The 12,360-nt window shown below is 57.4% G+C and carries 11 protein-coding genes; 3 read left to right on the forward strand and 8 right to left on the reverse strand.

Features of this window, described 5'->3' with window-relative positions; translation table 11 throughout:
- Positions 1 to 136: 136 nt before the first annotated feature.
- Together HER32_RS09645 and HER32_RS09650 are read right to left on the reverse strand one after the other, a co-directional pair.
- Positions 137 to 2,188, reverse strand: a complete 2,052-nt coding sequence (locus HER32_RS09645; RefSeq protein ID WP_168681724.1) for an OmpA family protein — start codon at positions 2,186 to 2,188, stop codon at positions 137 to 139.
- 288 nt (positions 2,189 to 2,476) lie between these two features.
- The gene (locus HER32_RS09650) at positions 2,477 to 3,301 is read right to left on the reverse strand and encodes a hypothetical protein (RefSeq protein WP_149071194.1); all 825 of its coding nucleotides are present in this window, start codon (positions 3,299 to 3,301) and stop codon (positions 2,477 to 2,479) included.
- A gap of 142 nt (positions 3,302 to 3,443) precedes the next feature.
- Between HER32_RS09650 and HER32_RS09655 the strand changes: the two genes are divergently transcribed.
- The 3 genes from HER32_RS09655 to HER32_RS20415 all read left to right on the forward strand — a co-directional run bounded on the left by HER32_RS09655 (position 3,444) and on the right by HER32_RS20415 (position 5,775).
- Entirely contained in the window at positions 3,444 to 4,421 is a 978-nt protein-coding gene (locus tag HER32_RS09655; protein WP_168681725.1) for an isopenicillin N synthase family dioxygenase, read from the forward strand.
- A 137-nt stretch (positions 4,422 to 4,558) separates the two neighbouring features.
- Positions 4,559 to 5,491, forward strand: coding sequence for a chromate transporter (locus tag HER32_RS20410; protein WP_410503894.1), 933 nt, complete (start codon positions 4,559 to 4,561; stop codon positions 5,489 to 5,491).
- The gene (locus tag HER32_RS20415; protein WP_410503896.1) at positions 5,398 to 5,775 is read left to right on the forward strand and encodes a chromate transporter; all 378 of its coding nucleotides are present in this window, start codon (positions 5,398 to 5,400) and stop codon (positions 5,773 to 5,775) included. The genes HER32_RS20410 and HER32_RS20415 overlap by 94 nt, the downstream gene beginning before the upstream one ends.
- Before the next feature lie 167 nt (positions 5,776 to 5,942).
- On the opposite strand, the gene rfbA is transcribed toward HER32_RS20415, so the two are convergent.
- From rfbA to HER32_RS09690, 6 genes are all read right to left on the reverse strand, one after another.
- A complete protein-coding gene (gene rfbA / locus HER32_RS09665; protein WP_149071191.1) occupies positions 5,943 to 6,830 on the reverse strand; it encodes a glucose-1-phosphate thymidylyltransferase RfbA in 888 nt (295 codons plus the stop codon).
- Between the two features lie 93 nt (positions 6,831 to 6,923).
- Positions 6,924 to 7,931, reverse strand: coding sequence for an SDR family oxidoreductase (locus HER32_RS09670; RefSeq protein ID WP_168681726.1), 1,008 nt, complete (start codon positions 7,929 to 7,931; stop codon positions 6,924 to 6,926).
- Between the two features lie 83 nt (positions 7,932 to 8,014).
- On the reverse strand, positions 8,015 to 9,070 hold the full coding sequence (rfbB, locus tag HER32_RS09675) for a dTDP-glucose 4,6-dehydratase (RefSeq protein ID WP_168681727.1): 1,056 nt from the start codon (positions 9,068 to 9,070) through the stop codon (positions 8,015 to 8,017).
- A gap of 94 nt (positions 9,071 to 9,164) precedes the next feature.
- On the reverse strand, positions 9,165 to 10,184 hold the full coding sequence (galE, locus tag HER32_RS09680) for a UDP-glucose 4-epimerase GalE (protein ID WP_168681728.1): 1,020 nt from the start codon (positions 10,182 to 10,184) through the stop codon (positions 9,165 to 9,167).
- 88 nt (positions 10,185 to 10,272) lie between these two features.
- Positions 10,273 to 11,568, reverse strand: coding sequence for a nucleotide sugar dehydrogenase (locus HER32_RS09685; protein ID WP_149071187.1), 1,296 nt, complete (start codon positions 11,566 to 11,568; stop codon positions 10,273 to 10,275).
- Positions 11,569 to 11,579: 11 nt separating this feature from the next.
- Positions 11,580 to 12,221 carry an acyltransferase gene (locus HER32_RS09690; protein WP_168681729.1) on the reverse strand — a complete coding sequence of 214 codons (642 nt, stop codon included), beginning with the start codon at positions 12,219 to 12,221 and terminating at the stop codon, positions 11,580 to 11,582.
- Positions 12,222 to 12,360 lie beyond the last annotated feature (139 nt).

Here is a 12,360-nt window from a genome sequence, read left to right on the forward strand (position 1 = left end):
AAAGCCCTTTTCCGTGCGCACGGAAAAGGGCTTTTCGCATTTCGGGTTTGATGCCTCGCGCAATAACGCTGGCCGATCAGCGCATTCCCCCATCAGCACATTCTCCACATTAGCGAAGCGGAGCACACTAAATCCCTTATTTCTTCGTCACGGTAAATTCTACGCGGCGGTTGAGCTTGCGGGTCTCCTCTTGCTCGTTGCTGGCAATGGGCTGGGTGCCACCGTAGCCCTGCACGGTAATACGGGAGCCGTTGATACCCTTCGAAATCAAGTATTTGCGCACTTCGTTTACCCGATCAAGGCTGAGTTTCAGGTTCAGGGCCGGGTCGCCTTGGTTATCGGTGTGGCCCTCCAGCTTGATTTCTACCGTGGGGTAGGCCTTCAGGATCTTGATCAGGCGCTGCAGCTCGGGATAAGAGTTTTCGCGCAGGTAGTATTTGCTTTGGGCAAAAAAGATGTTGTTGAGCTTGATTTTCTGGCCGACCGCAAATGGCACCAGAAACAAGTCCTGCGTTATCTCCGAGTAATTTTCCCGGTCCGTCACGTCCAGGTTGGCGCTTTCGGAGAGGTAGTCGCGCGCCTCAGCGCGGTAGCCGTACTGTACGCCCGAGGGCAGCACAATGGTGTAGGAGCCATCTACCGGGTTGGTTTCGGTGACGCCCAGTTCTTCGCCCGTGAGCAGGTTTTCGTAGTGAATCACCGACTGAATGGGCTTCTGATTGGAGGCATCCAGCACCTTGCCCCGCACCAGCGTTACGGCCTCGGGCTTGAACTGGGGCGTGAGGCCGATGCGGAAGATGTCGCGCGAGTTATCGATGCCATTGCGTGATGACACCAGAAAGGCCTCGTCGCCCGCTGCCGACAGCGTGAAGTAGCCGTCGAAGTCGGGTGAGTTGATGCTGGGGCCCATGTTGCGCGGCGTAGTCCAGTTCGTCCAGGAGTTATCGAGGCGCTTGCTGTAGAAAATGTCGCTCTTACCATAGCCACCCAGGCCATATGAGGCAAAGTACAGGGTCTTGCCATCGGCCGCCAGGAAGGGAGCAAACTCCGCTTTTTTGGTGTTGATGGTTGGCCCCAGATTCAGCGGGCGAGTCCAGGATTTGCTGTTCGCCTTCATAAAGCTCACGTAGATATCCTGTTCGCCTTGCCCGTCCTTGCGGTCTACCGCCATTAGCAGCACTTTACCGGAGGTAGCCAGGTAATAGTCTACGTGCTCGGCATCGTCGTTGTAGAAGTCCTCGATGTCGATTTTCTCGGGTTTAGTCCAGCCCGTTTTCGTGCGCTTGGTAATGCTGGCACCTTTGGGATTCAGGGTGCCATCAGGGTTGTACACGTTGATGAGCAGGGCCATATTGCCATCGGAGGAAACTGAGGCCAGTCCGTTGGGGCCCGTGGTATTGATGGGGCTGCTGATGTTCTTGGCTTCGTTCCAGATTTTGGCTCCGGTGGTAGAGCGCGCCAGGGTGCTGTACCATACGTCCTGGGGGTCGTTGGCCCCCCCCGTATTCCGCGGATCTTCCTGCCGGGCAAAAAACAGGGTACGGCCATCCGGGGATATCACCGGGTGCGTATCCATGTACTTGGAATTCACCTTGGGCCCTAGGCTCACCATGCTTGAGTCGACCGTCACGGCCTTGGTGTCCTGCTTAAACTCCTGTTTTACCATCAGTTCGGCTACGTCGGCAATACCAATGGCGTCGATCTGGTTTACCCCGTTCACCGCCTTGGTGTTCATTGTCACCCCCACTCCAATGGTGCGGTAGTTGCTGGGTGAAAACGTGATAGTCAGCGTCCGGAAAGCTTCTGGAATAGGGCCCGGGTTGCGGTTCTCGTACACTTGGTGCCGGCCGCCGCGGGTATCGATAAGTTCAATTTTCGTGACGGAGCCCGGGTTGAAGTTTTCAATCACCGTTACCTGCTTGGCCACCAGGGAGCGGCCAAATTTTACTTCAATGTACTCGGCCGGCCCTTCCTTTTTCGGAATCCAGGCTTCGTTGCTGATCTGCCCGAGTGGCAGGGCATCCGGCTCGCCCAGCACCTTTTCGGGGGAAAAGGCTTCCTTGCCTTCTGCCTTCTGCGAAGATACATCCACAAGCTTGCTGGCCCACACGGCGTGCTGAGCCTGCACGGAGGCCACGCCAGCGCCCCAAACAGCAAAAAAGGTCAGGTAGTATTTAAGATGCCGCATACACGGAGCAGATAAAGTGAGGCGTAAGCAAAGACATAGTCTGTTGCGGAACAAGAAAGAAGCTACGGACAGATAATACCCCTCAGACGTAGAGCCCCGGTTGGATGTTGCACGGTGGTGGTTTCAGCCCAACGCCCGGCAAGGCCAGCCAATGCTTTCATCCAATCATTGAATAGTTCTATACCAGCCGGGCCTTTTTTCAAAGGTAGGCTAGATACAGAAAAAAAAGTGCCAGAACCAACTTCGAACTTGAAGTTGGTTCTGGCACCTGCTCTCCCGCGCCAGCCGTTATTGCTGAAGCGTGAACGTACGGGTAACTGAGTTGAACGGACCGGGAATGAGCGTACCGCTGGCATCCACGAGTTCCAGCTTAATCGTATTCTGCCCGTTGGGCAGGCCTTCCATCATGTAAGGCGCCCACTGCTCCAGCATAAACTCCGTGCCATTGATGGTAGCCCGCACCCGGTTGCCCTCGGGCGACAAGGTGGTATTCACCAGGTAGAAATCCAGCATTACCTTTTGCGCATCCTTGCCGGTGTAGGTATCCTTGGGCCGGCTGTAGAACAGGTGCGGCGCTTTCAGATCTACATTCAGGGACTTGGCCGTGGTGCTACCTACATTGATAATGCGCAGGTCGTGCGCGCCGGGGTGCTTCAGACTTTCGTGGTAGGAGCGCGACAGGAACGAAAGCACCACGTGCTGACCATCGGCCAGGGGCTTGGTGAACTCCGTGGTGTAGTGGGCCGTGTAGGGCTCATTGTCCACGATGTTGTGGATGTGCTGGCCTTTTTCCGAGTTAGCCATTTCACCGGCGTGCATGCCACCGGTCATTTTGGTCAGCTGAAAGTTGCTCAGGTCGTAGTCGAAGGCTACCGAACCCGAAGGCACGGTCGAGCCGCTTACGGGAGACTTCAATTGTAGCAGAGCCTCCGGGTTTTTCGGCGAGTCGGTGAAGGGCGTCAGGCGGATGCCGTTCTTTTCCATGTTCTCGGCCACGGGCGTGTTCACCTGTTCGGCCGTCGCAGCGCTGTTATCATTCTGCCGACGAGCCGAGTCGCAGGCGCCCAGACCCAGCAATAGGGTGCCACCAAGTAGTAAAGCAGGTACTTTCATAGTAGAGAGGTCGAAGTAATGTGGCAAAAAGGGAGTGTGTAGCAGCGTTTTTTTACGGGAACGGGCCCGGTAAGTATGCGCTATTTTTTGAGTACCTTGCGCAATACGTAAGGTTTGCCCAAAAGTATATTGATTTTTCACTATGGAGGAAAAATTGCTGGAAGAAATTCCATCCCTCGACCTCGCCGACTTCCGTTCCGGCGACCCGGAGCGCAAAGCCCGCTTTGTACAGCAGCTCGGCGAAGCCTACCAGAACATTGGTTTTGTTGCCCTGAAAAACCACGGCTTGTCTGATGAGCAGACAGCGAAGCTGTATTCCGACGTGAAGGCGTTCTTTAGCTTGCCCGACGACGTAAAGCAGCAGTACGAGAAGCCCGAACTGGCCGGTCAGCGCGGCTACGTAAGCAAGGGTAAGGAGCACGCCAAGGGCCGCAACACCGGCGACCTGAAGGAGTTCTACCACGTGGGCCAGGAGGTAGACGATGCCAACGACCCCATCAAAGCCGAATACCCCGACAACATCTGGCCTTCGGAAGTAAACAGCTTCCAGGACACCTCGTTGGTGACGTACAAAACCCTGGAAGCGGCCGGCAAAGACGTACTGCGCGCTATTGCTCTTTACCTGCATTTGCCGGAAAACTACTTCGACGATAAGGTGCGCAACGGCAACAGCATTCTGCGGCCCATCCACTACTACCCCATCGAAAATCCCGACAGCGTACCGGCCGATGCAGTACGCGCGGCTGAGCACGGCGACATTAACCTGATTACGCTGCTAATGGGGGCTTCGGCCGACGGTTTGCAAGTGAAGCGCCGCGACGGGAAATGGATTCCTATCACGGCCCTCCCCGACCAGATTGTGGTGAACGTGGGCGACATGCTGCAGCGCCTTACCAACGGCGTGCTCAAGAGCACCATTCACCGCGTGGTAAACCCGCCCCGGGAGAAAATGAACACTTCCCGTTACAGCATTCCTTTCTTTATGCACCCGCGCTCCGAAATGAGCCTGGCGGCCCTGGAGAGCTGCGTAACGCCGGAAAACCCTAAGCAGCAGGCCGACATTACGGCGGGCGAGTTCCTGAATGAGCGCCTGATCGAGCTGGGCCTGAAAAAGAAATAAAGCGCGGCTTTCGTTAGACAGGCCCACCGGTTGTTGTCAGTACCGCCCACAAGTACGGGGGAAGCTGCCAACAACCGGTTTTATTTTGTTAGGTTGCCGGCCCTTCCCTGCCTGACCGGCCACCTCTACCTGTGGTAATGGAAAGCCCACTGCTTACATCTGTGCCTCGTGGCCGCCGTACCCGCCGGGTGCGCGGCATCATCTTCCTGAAAGATGTAGCCATCCTGGGACTCACCGCCTTTGGGGGCCCGCAGGCACACACCGCCATGATGCTGCGCTTACTCGTGGACAAGCGCCGCTACCTGACCTCGGCGGAGCTGCTGGAGCTGATGGCCCTGTGCCAGGTACTGCCCGGACCAACGTCCACGCAAACCATTACCGCCATCGGGTTTCGGCTGGGTGGGCCCAACCTCGCCTACCTCACCCTGCTGGTCTGGATGCTGCCTGCCGTGATACTCATGACAGTGGCGGGCCTGTCCATGAGCTACCTCGACAAAGACACCGTGGCGCGCCTCGTGCGCTTCGTGCAGCCGGTAGCGGTGGGCTTCGTGGCCTATTCCGCGTATAAAATTGCGGAGAAGGTAATTCACACCAAAACGTCGGTGGCGCTGCTGGTGACGTCGGCGCTGGTGGCATATTTCTTCCAGCTACCGTGGGTGTTGCCGCTGCTGCTGCTGGGCGGCGGCCTGGTTACCACTTTCCGCTATAGCAAGCTACCCCGCATCGAGCACAAGGTGCCCTTGCAGATAGAGTGGTCCAACTTCGTGCTCTGGCTGGGGGTGTTTCTCACGGCGGCGCTGGTGGGCCAATACACTCGCTTACTGCCGGTGCGGCTATTCGAAAACTTCTACCGCAACGGCTCCTTGGTATTTGGGGGTGGCCAGGTGCTGGCCCCGCTGTTCTACGCTGAGTTCGTAGAGTTTAAGCATTACTATCGGGGCCAGAGTTTCTCTCGGGCTATGGGCTTACCCAGGCGCTGCCGGGTCCTAACTTCTCCTTTGCCTCGTACGTGGGGACGCTGGCCATGCGCGAGCATGGCCTGGGCGGGCAGCTGCTGGGGGCCCTGGTAGGAGCCGTGGGAATTTTCATGCCGGGCACCCTGCTCATCTTCTTTCTGATTCGTTTCTGGGACCAGCTCAAGCAATACCGCATTGTGAAAGCCTCCCTGGAAGGCATCAACGCGGTATCGGCCGGGCTGGTGGTGGCGGCCACGTTTCTGCTCTACCACCCCCTACCCGACACGCCGATAAACCTGGCGCTGGTGGCCGCTACGTTTCTGCTTCTCCTGTGGGAAAAGGTGCCATCCTATGTAATGGTGCTGGCGGCGCTGCTGGCCGGAGCGGTGCTGGCGTAACCCGAAGTACCCACCCCGGATTTCGGTTTAAGCTGTTGGGGAAATCAGGTTAATAACATTCACCGGTCATCCTGAGCACAGCGAAGGACCTGCTCATGTGAGAACAAGTCGTTCAGACGTGAGCAGGTCCTTCGCTGTGCTCAGGATGACGCTTTCAAACAGCTTTATTAGCTCTTCGCGCTTCTGGAGCCTTGCTGTTCGGGCAGGCGTAGCAGGTAGTCGCCGTAGCCGCTTTTGCGGAGAGGCTCGGCAATCTGGCGCAACTGCTCCCCGGTAATAAAGCCCTGGCGGTAAGCCATTTCCTCAATAGAGCCGATCTTCAGTCCCTGCCGCTGCTCAATCACGCGCACAAACTCGCCGGCCTGCATCAGGCTTTCAAACGTGCCAGTATCCAGCCAGGCCGTGCCCCGGCCCAGAATACCCACTTTCAGCTTGCCGCGCCGCAGGTACTCCTGGTTGATATCGGTTATTTCGTACTCGCCGCGGGCTGAGGGCTTCAGGTTGCGGGCAATGGTTACGACCTCGTTGTCGTAGAAGTAGAGGCCCGGCACGGCGTAATTGCTTTTGGGCTGGGCGGGTTTTTCCTCAATGCTTAGGGCGTTGTAGTGCGCATCAAATTCCACTACGCCGTACCGCTCGGGGTCATGCACGTGGTAGGCAAATACCACCCCGCCATCTGGGTCGCTGTTTTGCTTGAGCAGCGGCTCCAGGTAAGAGCCATAGAAGATATTATCGCCCAGGACCAAGGCCACTTTATCGTCGCCAATGAAGTCGGCACCCAGCACAAAGGCCTGCGCCAGCCCATTGGGCACTTCCTGAATGGTGTACTGGAAGTTACAGCCCAGGCTACGCCCATCGCCCAGCAGCTTCTTGAACTGGGCCTGGTCGTGGGGCGTGGTGATGATGAGGATATCCTTGATGCCGGCCATCATCAGAATAGACAGCGGATAATAAATCATCGGCTTGTCGTAGACGGGCATAAGCTGCTTGGACACTGCTAACGTGAGCGGGTGCAGGCGCGTGCCGGAGCCGCCGGCCAGGATAATTCCTTTCATCGGTTGAATGGTTAACTTGTTAAAAGGGTAAATGGCTGATGATTCAGAAGTAAGTGAACCACCAGCCATTCGACTATTCAGCCATTTGGCAAATTAATTTCTTTCGGCAATAAATGCCTGGTGGGTTTTAAACCACTCCAGGGTTTTCTGCAGCCCTTCCCGAATGCGGATTTGGGGGTTGTAGCCCAGCAGCGCCTGCGCCTTGCTGATATCCGCGAGGGAGTCGCGAATGTCGCCGGCGCGGTCGGGGCCATACTCGGGGGTGATATCGGAGCCCGCCTCTTCTTTGAGGATGTTGAACAGGTCGTTGAGCGACGTGCGGTCGGCCACGGCCACGTTGTAGACCTGGTTCACCGCCTCAGGATTCTGCGTCAGCGCCGCCTTGATGTTGGCCTGCACACAGTTTTCCACGAAGGTGAAGTCACGCGTCTGCCCGCCGTCGCCGTTCATGCGGGGGCGCTTGCCTTCCAGCACCGCGTCAATAAAGAGCGGAATTACGGCTGCGTAGGCGCCATTGGGGTCCTGGCGCGGGCCGAAGATGTTGAAGTAGCGCAGCCCGATGATTTCCATGCCATAGGTTTTGCCAAACACGTCGGCGTACAGCTCGTTGGCGTACTTGGTCACGGCGTAGGGCGAGAGAGGCTTGCCAATCCGGTCCTCTACTTTAGGCAGGGCCTTGTGGTCGCCGTAGGTGGAGGAAGAGGCCGCGTACACGAAGCGCTTCACGCCGGCTTCCTTGGCGCCTACCAGCATGTTCACAAAGCCGCCCACGTTCACGTCGTTGCTGGTGATGGGGTCGTTGATGGAGCGGGGTACGGAGCCCAGCGCCGCCTGGTGCAGCACCACATCAATGCCCTGGCAGGCGTCGATACAGGTTTGCCGGTCGCGGATGTCGCCCTCAATCACGCGCAAAGCCGGATTATCGGCAAACAGCTGCACGTTTTTGCGGAAGCCGTTGGAGTAGTTATCCAGCACGCGTACTTCTTTGGCGCCGTACTTAAGCAGGTATTCTACCAGGTTGGAGCCGATGAAGCCCGCGCCGCCGGTTACCAGAAAAGCGAGATTATCGAGTGGCTGGTCGTGAAAAGGGGTTTCGTACATCTTCTAATGTGCTAATGTGTTGGAATGTGAGAAATGGGCTGATGCCGCCTAATTAGAGCCTGGCAGACCAGCTCATTAGCACATTAACGTGCAGCGTACTGCTTCTGGTAGTAATCCTGGTAGGCGCCGCTGGTCACGTGGTCGAGCCACTCCTGGTTTTCCAGGTACCAGTCGACGGTTTGCGACAAGCCTTGCTCAAACGTCACGGACGGCTTCCAGCCCAACTCGTTCATGATTTTGCTGGAGTCGATGGCGTAGCGCAGGTCGTGGCCGGCCCGGTCCGTTACGAACTTGATCAGCTGGCGCGAAGTGCCTTGGGGCTTGCCGGTTTTTTGGTCCAGCGTATCGCACAGCAAATGAATCAATTCGATGTTGGCCCATTCGTTTACGCCCCCGATGTTGTAGGTGTCGCCGAGCTTGCCACGGTGAAATACGGCGTCAATAGCCGTAGCGTGGTCCTTCACAAACAGCCAGTCGCGCACGTTTTCGCCCTTGCCGTATACCGGAATGGGCTGCCCGTGCTGAATGCGGTGAATGGCCAGTGGAATCAGCTTCTCGGGGAAGTGGTTGGGGCCGTAGTTGTTGGAGCAGTTGCTTAGCTTCACGGGCAGGCCGTAGGTGTGGTGCCAGGCCCGCACAAAGTGGTCCGACGAAGCCTTCGAGGCGGAGTAGGGTGAGCGGGGGTCGTAGGCAGTGTCTTCCGTGAACATTTCCGGGCCGAAGTCCAGGGAGCCGTACACTTCATCGGTGCTCACGTGGTAGAAGGTTTTGCCTTCGTAGCCCAGGGGCTTCCACAGGTTCTTGGCCGCGTTCAGCAGGTGTACCGTGCCCAGTACGTTCGTTTTCACGAAAGCCAGCGGATCGGTAATGCTCCGGTCGACGTGGCTTTCGGCCGCTAGGTGAATAACCGCGTCCGGCTCTTCGGTTGCGAAGAGCTGATCAACAAAAGCTTGGTCGGTAATATCCCCTTTCACCAGCCGGTAGTTCGGGGCGTTTTCGATATCCCGCAGGTTTTCGAGGTTACCGGCGTACGTCAGCGCATCCAGGTTTAGAATCTGGTACTCCGGGTATTTCGTCACAAACAGGCGCACCACGTGCGAACCAATGAACCCAGCCCCGCCGGTAATGATGATTTTCATGAGGTAAATGTGCTGATGTGAGAAATGTGGAAAGTGTAGGAAATATGGTAAATGACCTCCTTGTCAATCTTTACCTTTTCCCCGTTTTCCACATTTATAAAGTCTGCTGCCACTTCCAGGCGCTGGCCAGCGCCTCTTCCAGGGTCGATGTTGTCTGGAAGCCCAGCTCTTCGCGGGCTTTGGTTACGTCGGCGTAGATGGCAGGCACGTCGCCGGTGCGGGCGGCTCCAATCACGTAGTTGAGCTTCTGGCCGGTAGCCTGCTCAAAGGCGTGCACTACTTCCAGCACGGAGTTGCCGCGGCCGGTGCCCACATTGAAGGTTTCCACGACTGCGCCCGTACCATCGAGCAAACGCTGCACGGCTATGACGTGCGCTTTGGCCAGGTCCACCACGTGTATGTAGTCGCGGATGTTGGTGCCATCGGGCGTGTCGTAGGTGTTGCCGTAGATAGTGAGCTTTTCGCGGATGCCAGCGGCCGTTTGCGTTACAAAGGGAATCAGGTTCTGGGGCACGCCCAGGGGCAGCTCCCCAATCTTCGCCGAAGGATGCGCGCCGATGGGGTTGAAGTAGCGCAGCAGAATGCCCCGCACGGTGCTACCCGGGGCGTGCACCACGTCGGTGATGATGTCCTCGCAAATCTTCTTGGTGTTGCCGTAGGGCGAGTTAGCCGGCTTGGTGGGCGTCTGCTCCGTTACGGGCAAGGCATCGGGAATGCCATACACGGTGCACGACGACGAAAACACCAAGTTCGGCACGCCAAACTCCTGCATCACGGTCAGCAGGGTGAGCAGGGAGCCCACGTTGTTCTGGTAATAGGCCAGGGGCTTCTGCACCGATTCGCCCACGGCTTTGAAGGCAGCAAAGTGAATGACGCCCCGCAGACTGCCTTCCTCCGCAAACACGGCGCGTAAGGCCTCCACATCGCCGCAGTCAATGCGGTGGCAGGCAATGCGCGTATTCAGAATGGCCTCGATGCCCTGGATAGACGACTCCTGGGAGTTGCTGAAGTCGTCGACAATCACGGGCTGAAAACCTGCCTCATACAGCTCTACTACCGCGTGGGAGCCGATGTAGCCCGCGCCGCCGGTTACCAGAATTTTCGTTCGTTCCATTTCTGACAATGAGTAAATGAGTAAATGGGTGAATGAGTGAATGACGTTCCGATTCGCTCATTCACCCATTCACTCATTCACTCATTGATTAAAGGCTCCAGTAAGCCAGCTCCTGAATTTTGTTGCGGAACAGGCCTTTGATGTCAACTACCACGGCCGGCTGGTTGGTGATGGACTTGAAGTAGGCCTCATCCAGCTGGGTGTAAGGTGTATGGCTCACGGCCACGACAATACCGTCATAGTCGTTCCGGATTTCACTTTCGGGCGTGAGCCGGAAACCGTACTCGTGGTGCAGCTCGTCACTATCAGCGTGGGGGTCGATGATGTCCACGTTCACGGAGAAGTTCTTGAGCTCCTGAATCACGTCGGCCACCTTGGAGTTGCGGATGTCTTCCACGTTCTCCTTGAAGGTAGCGCCCATCACCAGCACCCGGCTTTTGGCCACGTCCTTGCCCTGCTTGATCATCGTCTGCACCGTTTTGCGCGCGATGTAAGCACCCATGTTATCGTTGGTGGTGCGGCCGCTTAAAATCACCTTGGCATCGTAGCCCAGCTCCTTGGCCTTGTAGGTGAGGTAGTAGGGGTCTACGCCAATGCAGTGCCCGCCTACCAGGCCCGGGGAGAACTTCAGGAAGTTCCACTTGGTACCAGCGGCTTCCAGCACTTCGTAGGTGTTGATGTTCATGCGGTCGAAAATCATCGACAGCTCGTTCATCAACGCAATGTTCACGTCGCGCTGGGTGTTTTCGATGATCTTGGCGGCCTCCGCCACTTTGATGGACGAAGCGCGGTGCACGCCGGCCTTCACCACCAACTCGTAGGTTTTGGCAATTTCCTCCAGCGACTCAGCATCGCAGCCCGACACCACCTTCACGATGCTGCTGAGCGTGTGCTCTTTGTCGCCGGGGTTGATGCGCTCGGGCGAGTAACCTACCTTGAAATCCTCGGGGAACTTCAGGCCCGACAGCTCTTCCATCACTGGAATGCAGTCTTCTTCGGTGCAGCCGGGGTACACGGTGCTTTCGAACACCACGTAGTCGCCCTTCTTCAGCACTTTGCCTACCGAGCGCGAGGCGCCCAGCAGGGGCTTCAGGTCGGGCATGGCGTGCTCATCGATGGGCGTAGGCACGGCCACCACGAAGAAAGTGGCTTCGCGCAACACGTCCAGCGAGTCGGTGAAGGTGATATCGCAGCCTTCGAAGTCTTTGGCTTCCAGCTCCCCGCTTGGGTCGATGTTGTTGCGCATCAGCTCCACTCGCTTGGCATTGATGTCGAACCCAATGACGCTGATTTTGCGCGCAAACTCGAGGGCAATAGGCAGGCCTACATACCCGAGGCCGATGACGGCCAGCTTGGCCTGTTTTTGAAGAAGTTGCTCGTACACGATATCGGAACTTAGAAACTTGAAAACTTGGTAGAACCCGAGTGGTCGGCAGCGCTTTGCCCGGGGCTGATACGGCAAACCCGGCCGTCGGTTAACTCATACTGTTCCTGGCTTTCGGGGCAGGTGGCCCGGCCCGTGGCGTCAAAGGTAAGCCGGTGACCGTAGGCACTCAACCATCCCCGCTGCCGGGCCGGATTGCCGTACACCAGGGCGTAGGGCAGCACGTCTTTCGTGACCACGGAGCCCGCGCCCACAAAGGCGTACTCACCTAGGCTGATGCCGCACACCAGCGTACTGTTGGCCCCGATGCTGACGCCCTTCCCCAGCCGCGTAGGCAGGTAGTGGCCTTCGCCCCGGCGGGGCACGGCGGAACGCGGGTTCAGCACGTTGGTAAACACCACGGAAGGCCCCAGAAATACGTCGTCCTCGCACTCGACCCCGCTGTAAAGGCTCACGTTGTTTTGCACCTTCACGTTGCGGCCCAGCTTCACGCCATCGGCCACAAACACGTTCTGACCCAGGCTGCAGGCTTCTCCCAGCTCGGCGCCCGCGCTGACGTGGGTGAAATGCCAGATCCGACAACCGTCGCCAATGCGGCAGCCCTCATCGAGGACGGCGGTGGCGTGGGCGTAGTAACCGGAAACATCGGGCATATAGGAGAAACGGCGAATAGAATTTGAGCCCGCAAAGGTAAGAACTTTGACGCTTTAAGACTTTAGATAAGTATGCGTTTCCTACCAAGCCCGACAGCTACAGATTTCCGGGCCTGGTTTCAAGCAGATGAAAAGTGCA

The sequence above is a fragment of the Hymenobacter sp. BT18 genome, assembly GCF_012273015.1.
GTDB lineage: Bacteria > Bacteroidota > Bacteroidia > Cytophagales > Hymenobacteraceae > Hymenobacter > Hymenobacter lutimineralis.